This is a genomic window from Blastococcus sp. SYSU DS1024 (assembly GCF_054050795.1).
Map to the genome: position 1 here is coordinate 1 of NZ_JBJHAA010000004.1, position 16620 is coordinate 16620.

Annotated in this window: 19 protein-coding genes and 1 pseudogene; 3 read left to right on the forward strand and 17 right to left on the reverse strand. The window is 74.6% G+C overall.

Translation table 11 applies throughout. The features are described 5' to 3' along the window. Nucleotides 1-136: 136 nt before the first annotated feature. The gene (gene rpsB, locus ACI79S_RS04850; protein WP_456592314.1) at nt 137-1081 is read right to left on the reverse strand and encodes a 30S ribosomal protein S2; all 945 of its coding nucleotides are present in this window, start codon (nt 1079-1081) and stop codon (nt 137-139) included. A gap of 303 nt (nt 1082-1384) precedes the next feature. Between rpsB and ACI79S_RS04855 the strand changes: the two genes are divergently transcribed. The 3 genes and pseudogenes from ACI79S_RS04855 (at nt 1385) to ACI79S_RS04865 (ending at nt 3264) form a co-directional block, all read left to right on the forward strand. Next, nucleotides 1385-1975 (forward strand): hypothetical protein, encoded by a 591-nt coding sequence (locus ACI79S_RS04855; RefSeq protein WP_456592315.1) that lies wholly within the window; start codon nt 1385-1387, stop codon nt 1973-1975. 310 nt (nt 1976-2285) lie between these two features. After that, a pseudogene (locus ACI79S_RS04860) lies at nt 2286-2546 on the forward strand (peptidoglycan DD-metalloendopeptidase family protein); the annotation flags it as partial. Between the two features lie 247 nt (nt 2547-2793). Continuing rightward, nucleotides 2794-3264 carry a DUF4262 domain-containing protein gene (locus tag ACI79S_RS04865; RefSeq protein ID WP_456592316.1) on the forward strand — a complete coding sequence of 157 codons (471 nt, stop codon included), beginning with the start codon at nt 2794-2796 and terminating at the stop codon, nt 3262-3264. Nucleotides 3265-3291: 27 nt separating this feature from the next. On the opposite strand, the gene whiG is transcribed toward ACI79S_RS04865, so the two are convergent. From whiG to ACI79S_RS04945, 16 genes are all read right to left on the reverse strand, one after another. After that, entirely contained in the window at nt 3292-4092 is an 801-nt protein-coding gene (gene whiG, locus ACI79S_RS04870) for an RNA polymerase sigma factor WhiG (RefSeq protein ID WP_456592317.1), read from the reverse strand. A gap of 92 nt (nt 4093-4184) precedes the next feature. Beyond that, on the reverse strand, nt 4185-5123 hold the full coding sequence (locus tag ACI79S_RS04875) for a tyrosine recombinase XerC (RefSeq protein WP_456592318.1): 939 nt from the start codon (nt 5121-5123) through the stop codon (nt 4185-4187). A 31-nt stretch (nt 5124-5154) separates the two neighbouring features. Then, nucleotides 5155-6405, reverse strand: coding sequence for a DNA-processing protein DprA (dprA, locus tag ACI79S_RS04880; RefSeq protein ID WP_456592319.1), 1251 nt, complete (start codon nt 6403-6405; stop codon nt 5155-5157). Next, nucleotides 6402-7922, reverse strand: a complete 1521-nt coding sequence (locus tag ACI79S_RS04885; RefSeq protein WP_456592320.1) for a YifB family Mg chelatase-like AAA ATPase — start codon at nt 7920-7922, stop codon at nt 6402-6404. The genes dprA and ACI79S_RS04885 overlap by 4 nt, the downstream gene beginning before the upstream one ends. Further along, nucleotides 7919-8278, reverse strand: a complete 360-nt coding sequence (locus tag ACI79S_RS04890; RefSeq protein ID WP_456592321.1) for a YraN family protein — start codon at nt 8276-8278, stop codon at nt 7919-7921. The genes ACI79S_RS04885 and ACI79S_RS04890 overlap by 4 nt, the downstream gene beginning before the upstream one ends. A 78-nt stretch (nt 8279-8356) precedes the next feature. Further along, a complete protein-coding gene (locus ACI79S_RS04895; RefSeq protein ID WP_135146486.1) occupies nt 8357-8677 on the reverse strand; it encodes a DUF2469 domain-containing protein in 321 nt (106 codons plus the stop codon). Beyond that, nucleotides 8674-9462 (reverse strand): ribonuclease HII, encoded by a 789-nt coding sequence (locus ACI79S_RS04900; protein ID WP_456592322.1) that lies wholly within the window; start codon nt 9460-9462, stop codon nt 8674-8676. The genes ACI79S_RS04895 and ACI79S_RS04900 overlap by 4 nt, the downstream gene beginning before the upstream one ends. A gap of 107 nt (nt 9463-9569) precedes the next feature. Further along, the gene (locus ACI79S_RS04905) at nt 9570-10292 is read right to left on the reverse strand and encodes a LuxR C-terminal-related transcriptional regulator (RefSeq protein WP_456592323.1); all 723 of its coding nucleotides are present in this window, start codon (nt 10290-10292) and stop codon (nt 9570-9572) included. Between the two features lie 147 nt (nt 10293-10439). Further along, nucleotides 10440-11390, reverse strand: coding sequence for a signal peptidase I (gene lepB, locus ACI79S_RS04910; RefSeq protein WP_456592324.1), 951 nt, complete (start codon nt 11388-11390; stop codon nt 10440-10442). 80 nt (nt 11391-11470) lie between these two features. Continuing rightward, complete coding sequence (rplS, locus tag ACI79S_RS04915) at nt 11471-11827, reverse strand: 50S ribosomal protein L19 (protein ID WP_284492750.1); 357 nt, start codon at nt 11825-11827, stop codon at nt 11471-11473. Between the two features lie 146 nt (nt 11828-11973). Beyond that, nucleotides 11974-12471 (reverse strand): NUDIX hydrolase, encoded by a 498-nt coding sequence (locus tag ACI79S_RS04920; RefSeq protein ID WP_456592325.1) that lies wholly within the window; start codon nt 12469-12471, stop codon nt 11974-11976. Continuing rightward, on the reverse strand, nt 12464-13285 hold the full coding sequence (gene trmD, locus ACI79S_RS04925; protein WP_456592326.1) for a tRNA (guanosine(37)-N1)-methyltransferase TrmD: 822 nt from the start codon (nt 13283-13285) through the stop codon (nt 12464-12466). The genes ACI79S_RS04920 and trmD overlap by 8 nt, the downstream gene beginning before the upstream one ends. Next, nucleotides 13282-13824: a ribosome maturation factor RimM gene (rimM, locus tag ACI79S_RS04930; RefSeq protein ID WP_456592327.1), complete on the reverse strand. Its 543-nt coding sequence runs from the start codon at nt 13822-13824 to the stop codon at nt 13282-13284. The genes trmD and rimM overlap by 4 nt, the downstream gene beginning before the upstream one ends. Before the next feature lie 25 nt (nt 13825-13849). After that, entirely contained in the window at nt 13850-14086 is a 237-nt protein-coding gene (locus tag ACI79S_RS04935) for an RNA-binding protein (protein ID WP_113799223.1), read from the reverse strand. Nucleotides 14087-14089: 3 nt separating this feature from the next. Beyond that, nucleotides 14090-14569 carry a 30S ribosomal protein S16 gene (gene rpsP, locus ACI79S_RS04940; RefSeq protein WP_456592328.1) on the reverse strand — a complete coding sequence of 160 codons (480 nt, stop codon included), beginning with the start codon at nt 14567-14569 and terminating at the stop codon, nt 14090-14092. Between the two features lie 293 nt (nt 14570-14862). Further along, nucleotides 14863-16611 carry a proline--tRNA ligase gene (locus ACI79S_RS04945; protein WP_456592329.1) on the reverse strand — a complete coding sequence of 583 codons (1749 nt, stop codon included), beginning with the start codon at nt 16609-16611 and terminating at the stop codon, nt 14863-14865. Nucleotides 16612-16620: the final 9 nt, after the last annotated feature.

Genomic DNA, 16620 nt, shown 5'->3' on the forward strand with positions numbered 1-16620 from the left:
CCCCACCCCACCGCCCCCCACGCCGGGGGGGCGGGGCGGGGGGGGGGGGGGCGCGGGGGCGGCGCCCCCCCCCCCCCCCCCCCCCCCCCCCCCCCCCCCCCCCCCCCCCCCCCCCCCCCCCCCCCCCCCCGGACCGTCAGACGGCGTTGTTCTCCTTGCCACCGGTGGTGGCGGGGACGTCCTCGACCGGGGCGACCTCGCCGACGGTGACCTCGGCCGGCTGCGCCGGGGTCTCCGGCAGCGGGGTGGCCGTGGCGTCGGCGTCGGCCGGCGCGGCAGCGGCAGCGGCGTCGCCACCGCCGGTGAGCAGCTCGCGCTCCCAGTCGGCCAGCGGCTCGCCGGCGCCGACGGCCGGCTCGCCGCCGTCCTCGCGACCGGCGTTGGCCTGCGCGGCCGACCGGGCCATGAGCCCCTCGGCGACGGCGTCGGCGATGACCCGGGTCAGCACCGTGATGCTGCGGATCGCGTCGTCGTTGCCCGGGATCTTGTAGTCGACCTCGTCGGGGTCGCAGTTGGTGTCGAGGATCGCGACGACCGGGATGTTCAGCTTGCGCGCCTCGCCGACGGCGATGTGCTCCTTCTTGGTGTCCACGATCCAGATGGCGCTGGGCACCTTCTGCATGTCGCGGATACCGCCGAGGCTGCGCTCGAGCTTGGCCTTCTCGCGGCTGAGGACCAGCTGCTCCTTCTTGGAGAGGCTGACCAGCACGCCGGTCTGCTCCTGGTCCTCGAGCTCCTTGAGGCGCTGGAGGCGCTTGTGCACGGTCTGGAAGTTGGTGAGCATGCCGCCCAGCCAGCGCTGGTTCACGTAGGGCATGCCGACGCGCGTGGCCTGCTCGGCGACGACCTCCTGCGCCTGGCGCTTGGTGCCGACGAAGAGGATCGAGCCGCCGTGCGCGACCGTCTGCTTGACGAACTCGTAGGCGTTGTCGATGTACCCGAGCGTCTGCTGCAGGTCGATGATGTAGATGCCGTTGCGCTCGGTGAAGATGAAGCGCTTCATCTTCGGGTTCCAGCGACGGGTCTGGTGCCCGAAGTGCACGCCGCTGTCGAGCAGCTGCTTCATGCTGACGACTGCCATATCGCAGCCTCTCTGCTTCCGCGCGCGACCGTGGTCGCGCGATTCCGGTTGTCGCGGGCACCGGGTGGTGCACCGCCCTGGCGTCCTGCGACGCCACTCACCCGGCTGGGCCGGGACCGAGGTGGCGACTGCCCCGCCGATCGGCGGGAAGAGGACGCGCGAAGTCGACCCGCTCGCACGGGCCGCACCGGACAGCATACTCGTCCACAGGCACTGCTCGTCCCGCCGGTCGGATCGCCGCCGGCATGCCACGCTGCCCCTCCGGAACCGGCCCGTCCCGCCGGTCGACGAGGAGGTTCACCCGTGAGCGTCGCCCCGGACAGCACGGAGCGCAGCCCCCGGTCCCAGACGCGGGTGCAGCGAGCTGCCCTGCTGGCGATCCTCGGGGTGCTGCCCGCCCTCGTGGCCGCCTCGATCCTGGACGACCGGCTGGCCCGCGCGCTCGCCGACGTCATGCCCTCGGACACCAGCGAGGCGCTGGGTGCCGCGGTGCTCCCGCTACTGGTCGCCCTCGCCACCGTGGCCGGCGAGCGGCGGCTGGCGCGGGGCCGCCCCTGTCCCCCGTGGCTGACCGGGCTGATCTGCGGCTTCGTCCTCGCCATGCTGGTGCTGGCGCCGCCGCCGGGACGCGGTGTCACGGAGAACTCGGTCGTGCACGACACCGTGCCGGTGTTCGTCACCGGCCAGTGGGTGGGCTACGCGGCGCTGGTCGCCGGCTGGTTCGTGACCATGCAGCTGCGCAGCGCACGCGAGGACCGGGACGTCCGGCGGGGCCGGCTCGACCTCGCGCTCCCACCCGCGCCGCCCGGCGGCCGGGGTGCGATCCTGCCCGGCCTCGCCGCGGCGTACGCCGTACCCGCCAGCGTGCTGGTGACGGTCCTCGCCGTCGGGTAGCGCGCGGCGGTGACCCCCCGCCCGTGCGCCGCCGTCCACAGCGCCGACGGTTGTCCACGGACGATGCCGGGCGCTCTCGGCCGGCCCGCGGGACGGCCAGCATCACGGGGTGCCCGTCCACGCCGTGCCGTTGGCCGTCCTGCTCCTCGTTCTGGTGACGCTGGCCGGTGTCGTCCCCGCAGCGGCCGCGCCCGAGCCGGTCGTGGGCACCCGGCCGGAGCCGATCTGGAGCCTTCCCCTGCCCGGCGAGCCCGTGGTCGGCCGCCCGTTCGAGCCGCCGCCGCACCGGTACGGGCCGGGGCACCGCGGGGTGGACCTCGAGGGGCAGCCCGGCTCCCCCGTCCTGGCTGCCGGGGACGGGGTGGTCGTCTTCGCCGGGTCCGTCGCCGGGCGGCCGGTGGTCAGTGTCGACCACCCCGGTGGGCTGCGGACGACGTACGAACCGGTGACGCCGTCGGTGGGCGCCGGCCAGTCGGTCGTGCGGGGGGCCGCGCTGGGCGTGCTGGCGGCCGGGCACACCGGCTGCCGGGCGCTCGCCTGCCTCCACTGGGGGCTGCGCCGCGGCGAGGACTACCTGGACCCGATGTCGCTCCTCCGGCCTCCGCAGATCCGGCTGCTGCCTCTCGGCGCGGAACGGCGGCCACGAGGGACGTCCGGGCAGCGGTCGGTGACGGAACGTGCACGGCGAGGAGGCGGAGGTCCCCGACGAGCCGATGCCCCGGCGCTACCGTCGGGGAGTGCGATTTGGACGCAAGCGGGGCGCGAAGTCCCGCGCGGGCGAACCGGCCGTCACGAACGAGCCGATCGAGGGTGGGCCCGTGCAGGACGGTCAGGACCCCGACCAGGTGCTCCGCGACCTGCGCCGGGTGATCGACACGTTCGGCTGGGCGGTGCTGCACGGTGGCGGCAACCCCGGCGAACCGCGCTACTCCTACACCGTGGGTCTCGCCGCCTGGCAGCACCCCGAGGTCGTCGTGGTCGGGCTGCCCTTCCCCGCCGCGGAGAAGTACCTGAATCTGGTCGGCGAGGCCGTCCGCGGCGGTGCGCGCTTCGCCCCCGGAGCGGCGACGACCGCGCTCACCGACGCCGACTCGCCCGTGGTGTTCCTCCGCGTCGAGGAGACCGAGCGGCTCACCGTGGTCGAGCAGCTCCACGGCTCCGTGGACGCGCTGCAGCTGGTGTGGCCGGACTCCACCGGCCGGCTCCCCTGGCAGGAAGGGCACCGCAACCCGCCGGGGACCCAGCCGCTGCTGGGCCCACGGCCGGACGACGCCCCGCCCCTCGGCTGAGGCGACCGGGGCGCGCCGCGATCGACCTCAGGCGATGTCGGCCAGCTTGGTCCGCAGGTGCAGGACCGCCTTGGTGTGCAGCTGGCAGATCCGGCTCTCGGTCACGCCGAGCACCCGGCCGATGTCGGCGAGCGTCAGGCCCTCGAAGTAGTAGAGCGAGACGACGACCTTCTCCCGCTCCGGCAGCTGCTCGACGGCCCGGGCCAGGAGCTGCCGGGCCTCGCCGTGCTCGGCCATCGCCTGCGGGTCCAGCGCGCTCGGGTCCCGGAGGGTGTCGCCCAGGCGCGGGGAGCCCCCGTCGTCGTCGGTGAGCAACTCGTCCAGCGCCACCACGTTGACCAGCGATAGCTGGCCCAGGAACTTCCGGATGTCCTCGACGTCCATGTCCATGGCGTCGGCGACCTCTTCGTCGCTCGGCGTCCGGTGCAGCTTGCTCTCCAGCTCGGCGACGGTGCGCTCGAAGGCGCGCGCCTTGACGCGGACCGACCGCGGGATCCAGTCGGTGTTGCGCAGCTCGTCGATGATCGCGCCACGGATGCGCGCCATCGCGTAGCTCTCGAACTTCACCTCGCGGGTCGGCTCGTAGCGGGTGATGGCGTCGATCAACCCGAACGTCCCGTAGGAGATGAGGTCGGCCTGCTCGACGTGCGCGGGCAGACCGCTGCCGACCCGGCCGGCGACGTACTTCACCAGCGGCGCGTAGTGGAGGATCAGCCGGTCGCGCAGGCCGGAGTCCCGGCCCTCGACGTACCGCGCCCACAGGTCGGCCAGCAGGGCATCGGCGTCCTCACCGGACTCGTCGATGCGATGGATGGTTGCCTCAGACACGGTCGCGCTCCTCGGTCGTGCTGCGCGGGCACCGTCCGTGGTCCCGCGTGGTCATGACTGCCGCCGCAGGTCCCGCCACCCGGCCGCCCGCCTCAGGCACGGGGATGCGCCTGGGCGTGGACCGCACGGAGCCGTTCGACCGTCACGTGCGTGTAGATCTGTGTCGTCGCGAGGCTAGCGTGGCCGAGCAGCTCCTGTACGGAACGCAGGTCCGCGCCGCCCTCGAGCACGTGCGTGGCGGCGGAGTGCCGCAACCCGTGCGGGCCGATGTCCGGCGCCCCCGGGACGCCGACCGTCGCGGCGTGCACGGTGCGACGGGCCTCGCGTGCGTCGAGCCGGCCCCCGCGCAGACCGAGCAGCAGCGCCGGGCCGGAGTCCGGGCGGGCCAGCGCCGGCCGCCCGCGGGTGAGCCAGGCGTCCAGCGCCCGCTCCGCGGGCACGCCGTAGGGCACGCTGCGCTCCTTGCGCCCCTTGCCCAGCACCCGCAGCAGCCGGCGGCCCCGGTCGACGTCGTCGACGTCGAGCCCCACGAGCTCGCTGACCCGGATGCCGCTGGCGTAGAGCAGCTCGAGGACGACGGCGTCGCGCAGCCGCGCCGGGTCGTCGGCCCCCGCCGCGGTCTCCACGAGCGCCCGGGCCTGGTCGGGGGCGAGCACGTCGGGCAGGGTGCGGAGCGCCTTCGGGCTCACCAGGCGCTGCCCGACGTCCTCGGGGGTCAGGCCGGCGCGGCGCAGCCAGGCGGTGAACGAGCGCGCCGCCGACGCGTGCCGGGCGGTGGTCGACCGGCTGTGCCCGCGGGTGCGCCCCTGGGCGAGCCAGCTGCGCAGGGCGGCGAGGTCGAGGTCGTGCGGCTGGGTGCCGCTGCGCCGGGCGAGGTGGTCCAGCAGCCGGGCGACGTCGCCGACGTAGCTGCGCACCGTGTTCGCCGACAGGTCGCGCTGCCCGGTCAGGTGCTCCTCGTAGCCGGCCAGCGCCTCGGCCAGCGCGGGCGGGAGCCCGGCGCGGACCTCATCGGTGCTGGGGGAGGCCACGAAACCACGGTCCGTCCGCGCCCGGCGCCGGTCAAGGCGCCGCGCCGGGGCGCTCGGGTGGTGGCGCGAGCCGCCAGCCGGTACCGGTCCACTCCACGAGGTCGGCGAGCTCCAGGGAGGGCAGCACCCGGAGCACCTCCAGCACGTCGCACCCCGCCGTCCGGGCCAGGCGTTCCGGGCTCACACCGGTGCGCACCGGGCAGGCGTCGAGCACCCGGGCGGCGAGGTCGGAGAGCCCGTCCCGCGGGGACGGCGGGCGCTCGACCGGGGGCGCCAGGTCGTCGCCGATGCGGCCGACCGCCTCGATGACCTGCGCGGCCGACGCGACCAGGACCGCCCGGGACTGCGCGTCCCGCAGCAGCTCGTGGCAGCCGACGGACAGCGCGCTGGTCACCGGCCCGGGCACCACCATGACCGGGCGGCCGAGCCGCCGCGCGCGCGTGGCCGTCGCCAGCGCACCCGAGCGGGCGGCCGCCTCCACGACGACCGTTCCGCAGGTCAGCGCCGCGATGAGCCGGTTGCGGACCAGGAAGCGGTGCCGCAGGGGGGCGCAGCCGGGCGGCCACTCGCTCACCAGCAGACCGGTCTCGGCGATCCGGTGGAACAGCGCCCCGTTGCCCGCCGGGTAGGGGCGGTCCACGCCGCAGGAGAGCACCGCGACCGTGGGCGCTCCCGCGGCCAGCGCTCCGCGGTGGGCGGCGCCGTCGATCCCGAAGGCACCGCCCGACACGACCATCCACCCCCGCGCGCCGAGCTGGTGGCCCAGTTCCGCGGCCACGTGCTCGCCGTAGGCGCTGGCGGCGCGGGCGCCCACCACGCCGACCGAGCGGGCCGTCACCTCGTCGAGCCGGGCCGGCCCGCGCACCCAGAGCGCGACGGGCGGGACGAGCGCCAGCGTGCGGTCGGTCTGGTGCCTCCGGTCGAGCGGTTCGTCCGCGACCGCGACCGTGAGCGCGTGGAGCGGGAGCGCCGGCCACTCGTCGTCCTCCGGTACGACCAGCCGGGCGTCGCACCGCTCGGCGCGGCGCAGGTCGGCCAGGCTGGCCTCCTCCTCCGCGCGGGCGCCGACGAGCGAGCGGATGCCGGCCGGTGCGACACCGCTCCGCAGCCGCCGCACCGCCTCGACCGGGCCGACGTCGTCGACGTAGCGCCAGAGGTCGACGGTGCCCGGTTCCACCGCCCGGGTCAGCCACGCCCGTGCCCGGCGGACCCCCGGGTGCACCACCCCGGCCACCGACGGTGCGGCGGCGGCGTCCTCCAGGTCCTCCTCGAGCGTGGTCACGCCGCCGCCCGCTGCAGCCGCATGCCGAGGGCCTCGGCGACGTCGTCGGCGTGCGGGACGGCCCGGCCGGCGAGGTCGGCGACCGTCCAGGCGACCCGCACCACCCGGTCGAAGCCCCGCACGGAGAGGGCGCCGCGCTCCAGCGCCCGCTCGGCCAGCCGCAGCGCCGGACGCGGGATCGCGAACCGCTCGCGCAGCAGGCGGCCGGGCACCTCGCTGTTGAGGGCGTGGCCGGTGCCGGCCAGCCGCTCCCGCGCCGTGGCACGCGCCCGGGCCACCCGCTGGGCGACGACGGCGGTCGGCTCCGGGGCGGGCAGCCCGTCCAGCCAGGCCGCCCGGGTGACCGGGGGGAGCTCGACCCGCAGGTCGACCCGGTCGAGCAGCGGACCCGACAGCCGCGACTGGTAGCGCCGCCGTTCCAGCGGGCTGCAGGTGCACGCGGTGTCACCGGCGGCGGTGGCGCACGGGCACGGGTTCGCGGCCAGCACGAGCTGCGCACGGCACGGGAACGTGGCGGCGCCCGCGGCCCGCTGGATGGTCACGTGCCCGCGCTCCAGCGGCTGGCGGAGGGTGTCCAGCACCGCGCGGGGGAACTCGGGCGCCTCGTCCAGGAAGAGCACGCCGCGATGGGCCCGGCAGAGCGCGCCGGGCCGGATCTGGCCGGAGCCGCCGCCGATGAGCGCCGCCATCGTCGCCGAGTGGTGCGGCGCCTCGAACGTCGGCCGGGTGACCAGCGGCGCGTCCGGCGGGAGGGTGCCGGCGATGGAGTGGATGGCGGTGACCTCGAGCGCCGCCTCCTCGTCCAGCGGCGGGAGAAGCCCGGGAAGGCGCTCGGCGAGCATGGTCTTGCCGGCGCCGGGCGGCCCGGACAGGAAGAGGTGGTGCCCGCCCGCCGCGGCGACCTCCACCGCCCGGCGGCCCGCGGCCTGCCCGACGACGTCCCCGAGGTCGGGCACCGGCGGCTGCGCAGGCACCGCGCCCCGGATGTGCGGCACCAGCCGCTCGGCACCCGTCAGGTGGGCGACGAGCTGGGTGAGCGTGCCGACGGCGAGCACCTCGACCCGCTCCACCAGGGCGGCCTCGGCGGCGTTCGCGGCGGGGACGACGACCTGGGCGTGCCCGGCCCGCGCGGCGGCCAGGACGGCAGGCAGGACTCCGCGGATGGCGCGCACCGATCCGTCCAGCCCCAGCTCGCCGAGGAGCACGAGCCGGTCCACGGCCCGCCGCCGCACCGCGCCGGCAGCGGCCAGCACCGCGGCGGCCAGCGCCAGGTCGAACCCGCTCCCCTGCTTGGGCATCGAGGCCGGGGACAGGCCGATGGTGACCCGGCGGGCGGGGAACTCACCCCCGGCGTTCGCGATCGCCGCGCGCACCCGGTCGACCGACTGGCGGACCACGGCGTCGGGCAGCCCGACCAGGACGACGCCGGGCAGCCCGGCGGCGATGTCCACCTCGACCTCGACCATCGCGCCGCGGACCCCGGCGAGCCCGACCGACCACGTGCGGGCGAGGGTCACGAGAACGCCCCGCGCAGATGGGTGACGACCGCCGGGCGCTCCCGGTGCGCCAGCACGCCCACGACGTCGAACCGCACCTCCGGCGCGTGCTCGTCGTGGGCCGCCAGCCAGCGCTGCGCCAGGACCCGCAGCCGCCGCTGCTTGGCCGGAGTCACCGCCTCGACGGGATGGCCGTAGCCGGTGCCGGCCCTGGTCTTCACCTCGCAGAAGACCAGGGCGTCGCCCTCCCGGGCGACGAGGTCGAGCTCGCCCTCGCGGCAGCGCCAGTTGCGGTCGAGCACGCGCAGGCCCGCGTCGGTCAGGTAGGCGACGGCGATCCGTTCACCGCGGGCGCCGAGTTCAGTGGTGGGAGGCACCCGTCGACCGTGCCGCTCCGGGGCCGGCGGGCGAGGAGACGACGGCGATCTGTGGACGGCGCCGCCGGGTGTGGACGGCTACGGCAGGCGTGGGCCGTCCGGCAGCTCGAGGTCGGGCTTGTCGAGCTCCTCGACGTTGACGTCCTTGAACGTCAGCACCCGCACGTTCCGCACGAACCGGGCGGGGCGGTACATGTCCCACACCCAGGCGTCGGAGAGCTTGAGCTCGAAGTAGACCTCTCCCCCGGCCTCCCGCACCTGCAGGTCCACGGAGTTGGCCAGGTAGAACCGGCGCTCGGTCTCCACCACGTAGGTGAACTGCCGGACGATGTCCCGGTACTCGCGATAGAGCTGCAGCTCCATCTCGGTCTCGTACTTCTCGAGGTCTTCGGTGCTCATCGGTCCTCGGTGCTCGTCAGGGCTCGGGACACAGGGCGCATGGCCCCATCATCGACCATGCCGGTGCGGCCGGTCAGGTGGGTGGTCCGCGCGGCGTGCAGGTCGCGGGCCCGGGCGACGTTGACGTACCGCATCCGGTGCTCCGGGCAGGGGCCGTGCCGCTCCAGCGCGGCGGTGTGCACGTCGGTGATGTAGCCCTTGTGACCGGCGAAGTCGTACTCGGGCCAGCGCTCGTGCAGGTCGGCCATGATCCGGTCGCGGGTGACCTTGGCGAGCACCGAGGCGGCGGCGACGCAGGCCGCCACCCGGTCGCCCTTCCACACCGCCAGCCCGGGGCGGGCGAGCCCGGGCACGGGGAAGCCGTCGGTCAGCACGTAGTCCGGTCCGGGGTCGAGCGTGCAGACCGCGCGGCGCAGCGCCTCGATGTTGGTGACGTGCATGCCGCGCGCGTCGAGGTCGTCGACCGGCAGGACGACGACCGACCACGCCACCGCCCGGTCGACGATCTCGTCGTAGGCGCGCTCCCGGGCGGCCGCGGTGAGCAGCTTGGAGTCCGCCAGCCCCGGCACCCGGCCCCGGCGTCCCGCGGGCAGGATGCAGGCCGCGGCGACCAGCGGGCCGGCGCAGGCGCCGCGGCCGGCCTCGTCGGCACCGGCGACGGTCTCGAAGCCGCGGCGGCGCAGCGCGCGCTCCATGTCCCACAACGCGTCGGGCCGGTCGTCGGCGACCGTCCTCCGGGCACGCACCGCCGGCGCGGATCGAGGGTGGGTGGGACGAGCGGTCATCGCGGCACGACAGTACGACGACGCGACGACGTCCTTCCCACCCCGGACGCCCCGCGGGCCGGCTCCCAGGGATCGGGAGCCGGCCCACGGAGCCGTCGGAGGATCGGTCAGAGGTCGGCGGTCGCCTCGGGGGCGGGCGCCGGCAGCGAATGGGCTCCACAGGTGCAGCCCGGTGTGCGGTTGGAGAGCACCAGCGAGACCGCGTGGGCCCGGTCGCGGGCACCCAGCTTGCGCAGGATGGCCTTGACGTGGGACTTGACGGTGTCCTCGCTGATGAAGAGGTTGCGGCCGATCTGCCGGTTGGACTGCCCCTGGAGCAGCTCGTCCAGGACGTCCTGCTCGCGGCGGGTCAGCGGCACCTCGGGGGCGAACGGCTTCGCCGCGGGCACGGCCGAGGGCTCCACCCGGCGGATCTGCGGGTCGACGACGACCCGGCCGGCGCGGGCAGCCAGGACCGCCCAGCCGAGCAGCGTCGGGGACGTGTTGATCATCAGGTAGCCGCGGATGCCGGCGGCCAGGGCCTCGTTGACCACGGCCGGGTCCTCCGAGGTCGCCAGGGCGATGATCGCGACGCGGGGGAAGCGGCGGCGCAGGTCGCGGCAGGCGTTCAGCGTGGCCGGGCGGCCGGAGCCCAGCTCCACCACGACCGCGTCGGGGCGGGCGGTCTCGACGAGGGTGAGGGCCCGCCGCAGCTCGCCGGGCGTGCCCACCGCCTGCATGCCGGCGGTCTCGTTGATCATGCTGACCAACCCGCGACGCAGGACGGGCGCGTCGGCGAGGAGGAGCACGCGGGTGATACCGCGCGCGGTGCTCGCCATGGGTGCGGACACGACTGACTCCGTTTCACTTCCGAGTAGGTGCAATCTCTGCATCGGAAGGGTGAAACGGTTGCTTGAATGCTTTTCCAACGATTTCTTCAACCGTTGTCGGCGCGCGAAAGGGTGCATGCGCGAGTCACGCCGGTAACGGCGCGACCATTACCGGGAGGGTGCGGCGCTCCGGGTCCGCCGACGCCAGCGCCAGGCGCTGCTCGGCGCGGCGCCCGCCAGCCCGGCCGCCCACGGCAGCACCGCCACCACCGCCGCCCCGGCCGGGGCCGGCGCACCGGCGGGCGCGGCAGGCGCGCCGGCCGACGCCTCGACGCCCTGGATGTCCGGGGAGGCCAGCAGCCCGAACCGGTCCAGCGGCCAGACGATCAGCGCCGCCTTGCCGATGACGTCGTCGACGGCGATGGTGCCGGCGTACTCGTCGCCCATGTGCGAGCGCGAGTCCGCCGACGCCGAGCGGTGGTCGCCCATCACCCACAGCCGCCCCTCGGGCACGGTCACCGGCCCGAACGCCCGGTTCTCGATGGGCGTGTCCTCGAAGATGTAGGGCTCCTCGAGCGGCTCGCCGTCCACGGTGATCCGGCCCTCGGGGTCGCAGCACTGCACCGTCTGACCCTCGGTGGCGATCACCCGCTTGACGAAGTCGTCCTCGCTGGGTGGCGCGACGCCGATGGTGCGGCCCACCCACAGCAGCGCGCCGGTGAACCAGTTGCCCGGCTCCTCCACCGAGATCTCCGGCGTCCAGGTGTCGGGACCGCGGAAGACGACGATGTCGCCGGGCTCGGGCTCGCCGAACCAGTACGGCACCTTGTTGACCAGCACCCGGTCACCGGTGCAGCCGGCGCAGCCGTGCAGGGTCTGCTCCATCGACCCGGAGGGGATGAAGAACGCCTGCACGAAGAAGGTCTTGACCACCAGGGCCAGCACGAAGGCGATCAGCAGCAGGACGGGCAGCTCCCGCAGGAGCGACCCCTTCTTCGCGCCCTCGTCCCGGCGCCGGCCGGGCTGCTCGGAGGCCGGAGCGCCGCCGGGCGTCTCGGCGGGCTCGTCGGGTTCGCCCGGAACGACGTCGGCGGGCCCCCCGGGCCGGTCGCTGCTCATCGAGAGCAAGCGTACGGCGCGGGGGACCCGCCGGAGATCCAGCCGGCCGGGCCGGCTGCAGGCGTGTCCTCGCGAGGAGGTCAGCGCGCGACGGGCTCGCGCTTCTCCTTGATCTTGGCGGCCTTGCCGCGCAGCTCGCGGAGGTAGTAGAGCTTGGCGCGGCGCACGTCACCGCGGGTGAGCACCTCGATCTTCTCGACGACCGGGGTGTGCACCGGGAAGGTGCGCTCCACGCCGACGCCGAAGCTCACCTTGCGCACGGTGAAGGTCTCGCGGATGCCACCGCCCTGACGGCGGATGACGACGCCCTGGAAGACCTGGATGCGGGAGCGGTTGCCCTCGATGACGCGGACGTGCACCTTGACGGTGTCACCCGGGCGGAACGAGGGGATGTCGTCGCGCAGCGAGTCGGCGTCGAGTGCGTCCAGGGTGTTCATCTCGGCAGTCCTCAGTCTCAGATGGCTCGTTCTCGGTTCGGACAGCGGAACGCCCCGGCTGTCCGTTCCGGGGTGCTGCGGCTCCGGTGCGGAGCTCCCGACAGCCCGGCCGTCGGTCAGCAGCGACTCTCTACTGTGCCACATCGTCACCCGACGGTGCGCGGCGGCCCCGTCCACGGGCCCGCCCGCAACTCGGTCACCAGCGCGGGCAGCTCGGCCGGCACGAGGTCCACGCCCGCCGCCAGTTCGTCGGTCGTCCACCACCGGTGCGGCTCGTCGGCCAGCACCTCGAGCTCGGTCAGCGCCCCGGGGACGACCTCGTGGACGACGTCGCGCAGCACGAAGAAGGTCTCGCGGGTGTCGTAGACCTGGTCGCCGAACGGGCCGACGTGCCGCCGCAGCCACACCGGTCCCTCCAGCGCGGCCGGATCGACGTGCAGCCCGATCTCCTCGGCCAGCTCCCGGGCTGCGGCCGCGCGGAGGGTCTCGCCGTCCTCCACCCCCCCACCGGGCGTGTACCAGAACAGCACCTCGCCGGGCGGGACGGAGGGGTCGGGGAGGCGCGCGCCGAGCAGCAGCACCCGGCCGGCCGGGTCGAGGACGACCACCCGCGCCGTCCTGCGCAGGACCGGCCGGTCAGTCACCGGCCAGCGCCGCCCGCTCGGCGTCGGTGAGCGCGTCGCCCGGCAGGGCGGCGAGCAGGTCGGGACGGCGGGTGGCGGTGCGGCGCAGCGATTCGGCCCGGCGCCAGCGGTCGATCTCGGCGTGGTTGCCCGACAGCAGGACCGGGGGCACCTCGTGGCCCCGCCAGGTGACCGGCCGGGTGTAGGACGGGCCCTCGAGGAGGCCGTCGGCGTGCGAGTCGAACTCCACGGACTCGCGGTTGCCCACGACACCGGGGATGAGCCGGGTGACGGCCTCGGTCATAACCAGCACCGCGGACTCCCCGCCGGCGAGCACGTAGTCGCCGATCGACACCTCGGAGACGGGGCCGGCGTCGGCGGCCCAGTCGGCGACCCGCTGGTCGATGCCCTCGTAGCGGCCGCAGGCGAAGATCAGCCCCGGCTCGGTGGCCCACTCCGCGGCCATGCGCTGGGTGAAGGGCCGCCCGGCGGGGGTGGGGACGACCAGCCGGGTGCCGGGCGGGCGGACGGCGTCCAGCGCGCGGCCCCACGGCTCGGGCTTCATGACCATGCCGGGGCCGCCACCGTAGGGGGCGTCGTCGACGGTGCGGTGCACGTCGTCGGTCCACTGCCTCAGGTCGTGCACGCCGACGGTGACCAGGCCGCGCTCGATGGCCTTGCCGAGCAGCGACTGGCGCAGCGGCGCCAGGTACTCGGGGAAGATCGTGACGACGTCGATGCGGAAGGCGTCACTCAGTGCACCCAGTTCGCTCCCGCGGGCCGCTCCGCTCCTCGCTCGTTCCTCGCTGCGATGCTCACGCCCCTGTCCGCTCACAGGTCGAGCAGCCCCTCCGGCGGATCGACCACCAGGAAGCCGCCGGCTACGTCGACGGTGGGCACGATCGCCGAGACGAACGGGATCAGCACCTCGCCCCCCTCGACACGGCGCACGACCAGCAGGTCCTGCGCCTCGTGCCGGACGGCGGTGACCTCGCCGAGCACCGAGTCGTCGGTCAGCCGCGCGGTCAGGCCGACCAGCTGGTGGTCGTAGAACGAGTCGGGCTCCTCGATCTCCGGCAGGTCGGCGACCCGGACCAGCAGGAGGGTGTTGCGCAGCTCGTCCACGGCCTCGCGGACGTCGTAGACCGCACCGGCCGGATCGGCCAGCTGCAGCAGCAGGGTGCCGCTGTGCCACCGCTTGTCGACGACGGTGAGCGGGCCCCGGTCGGCCGGGTCGGTGAGCAGCACCGCGCCGGGGGCGAAGCGGAGGTCGGGGTCGTCGGTGCGGACCTCGACGGTGGCAAGACCACGGACACCGTGGGGCCGGCCGATGCGGCCGACCACCACGGTGTCGGTGGGTTCGTCCTGTGTCACGTGCTCGCGCTCGAAGAGCTCGTGCTCAGCGCCCGTCGGTGTCGACGACGTCGACCCGCAGGCCCCGTCCGCCGACCCCGGTCATCACCTGGCGCAGCGCCTTGGCGGTGCGCCCGCCGCGACCGATGACCTTGCCGAGGTCGTCGGGGTGCACCCGGATCTCGAGGGTCTTGCCGCGGCGGTTGGTGAGCAGGTCCACGGTGACGTCGTCGGGGTTGTCGACGATGCCCTTGACCAGGTGCTCGAGCGCTTCTTCGAGCACGTCTTACTCGGCCGGCGTCTCGGCCGGAGCAGCCTCGGCCGCGGGGGCCTCGGCGGCGGGGGCCTCGGCGGCGTCTGCCTTGGGAGCGTCGGCCTTGGGGGCGGCCTTCTTCTTCGGGGTGGTGGCGCCGGCGGTCGGCTCGTCCATGCCGGAGCGGACGGCGGCCTCGTAGAGGGCCTTCTTGTCCGGCTTGGGCTCGGCGACCTTCATCGGGGCCGGGGCCGGCTCGCCCTTGAACTTCTGCCAGTCACCGGTGACCCGGAAGATGGCGGCGACGGCCTCGGTCGGCTGCGCGCCGACACCCAGCCAGTACTGCGCCCGCTCGGAGTCGACCTCGATGAAGGACGGGTCCTCCTTCGGGTGGTACTTGCCGATCGTCTCGATCGAGCGGCCGTCGCGCTTGGTGCGGGCGTCGGCGACGACGATGCGGTAGTACGGCGCGCGCATCTTGCCGAGGCGCATGAGCTTGATCTTGGTTGCCACGGTGTGTGGTGTTCTCCTCGAACGCGTTTCGGTGCTCGCCGGAACGACGTGTGGGGGTACGCCGGGGCGGAGCCAGGGACACGCACGTCACCGGTGAGAGGGCCGCCGACGCCGTGTTCGACCGACCATGATGCCAGACGGCCGGAGGGGGCGGGAACGCAGCCGGGTCGGGCCGGGCGAGCGCCCCGACCGCCGCCGCCGGCCGACGTCCTCCCTCACCGTGGAGCGTCCTCCCCCACCGCAGACCATGAGGGAGGACGCTCAACGATCAGGTTCCCTGATCGTGGCCGCGATCAGCCGCGGACGGCGGAGACCACCCGGGCGGCGGCGCCGTCGACCGGGATCTCCTCGCGCTCGCCGGACTTCCGGTCACGCAGCTCCAGGACGCCGTCGACCAGGCCGCGGCCGACGGTGACGATCGTCGGCATGCCGAGCAGCTCGGCGTCCTTGAACTTCACGCCGGGGCTGACCTTGGGCCGGTCGTCGTAGAGCACGGTGAGGCCCTGCCCCACCAGCTCGCGGGCCAGCGCCTCGGCGGCTTCGAAGATCGCGGCGTCCTTGCCGGTCGCCACGATGTGCACGTCGGCCGGGGCGACCTCGCGCGGCCAGACCAGGCCCAGCTGGTCGTGGGTGGACTCGGCGATCGCGGCGACGGCGCGGGAGACGCCGATGCCGTAGGAGCCCATGGTGACGGTGACGAGCTTGCCGTTCTCGTCGAGCACCTTGAGGTCCAGCGCCTCGGCGTACTTGCGGCCCAGCTGGAAGATGTGGCCGATCTCCACGCCTCGGGCGAGCTCCAGCGGCCCGGAGCCGTCTGGCGCGGGGTCGCCGGCGAGCACCTCGGCGGCCTCGATGACGCCGTCCCAGGTGAAGTCGCGCCCGGCCACCAGGTCGAACACGTGCTTGCCGGGCTGGTTGGCGCCGGTGACCCAGCGAGTGCCGGTCACCACGCGCGGGTCGACGAGGTAGCGGATCCCCGACTCGCTCTTGCTGCCGAGCGCCTGCGGGCCGATGTAGCCCTTGACCAGGGCGGGGTGCTTGTCGAAGTCGGCGAAGGGCTCGACCTCGGCGGGAGCGACCTGCGCCTCCAGCCGCTTGAGGTCGACCTCGCGGTCGCCGGGGATGCCGATGACCAGCGGCTCGCGGGTGCCGTCGGGGTGCACCAGCAGGACGACGACGTTCTTCAGCGTCGAGGCGGCGGTGTAGCCGGCGTCGGGGAACATCTCCTGCGCGACGGCGACCAGCGTCTCGATGGTCGGGGTGTCGGGGGTGTCCTCGACGTGCGCCTCGGGCAGGCCCTCGAGCGGGATCTCGTCGGGGACGACGGTGGTGACCGCCTCGACGTTGGCCGCGTAGCCGCCGGGCGAGCGGACGAAGGTGTCCTCACCGATCGCCGTCGGGTGCAGGAACTCCTCGCTCTTGGAGCCGCCCATGGCGCCCGACATCGCCGAGACGATGGCGTACTCCAGGCCCAGGCGGTCGAAGATGCGGATGTAGGCGTCCCGGTGCGCGGCGTAGGACTTGTCGAGCCCGGCGTCGTCGACGTCGAAGGAGTAGCTGTCCTTCATCGTGAACTCGCGGCCGCGCAGCAACCCGGCCCTCGGCCGTGCCTCGTCCCGGAACTTGGTCTGGATCTGGTACAGCGACAGCGGCAGGTCCTTGTACGACGAGTACAGGTCCTTCACCAGGAGGGTGAACATCTCCTCGTGCGTGGGGCCGAGCAGGTGGTCGACGCCGCGGCGGTCCTTGAGGCGGAACAGGTTGTCGCCGTACTCGGTCCAGCGGCCGGTGGCCTCGTAGGGCTCCTTGGGCAGCAGCGAGGGGAAGTGCACCTCCTGGGCGCCCATCCGTTCCATCTCCTCGCGGACGATGCGCTCGACGTTGCGGAAGACGCGGAAGCCCAGCGGCAGCCAGCTGAACCCGCCGGGGGCAGCCCGCCGGATGTAGCCGGCGCGCACGAGCAGGCGGTGGCTCGGGACCTCGGCGTCGGCCGGGTCGTCCCGAAGGGTCCGCAGGAACAGGGAGGACATCCGCAGCAGCACGGGAGAAGT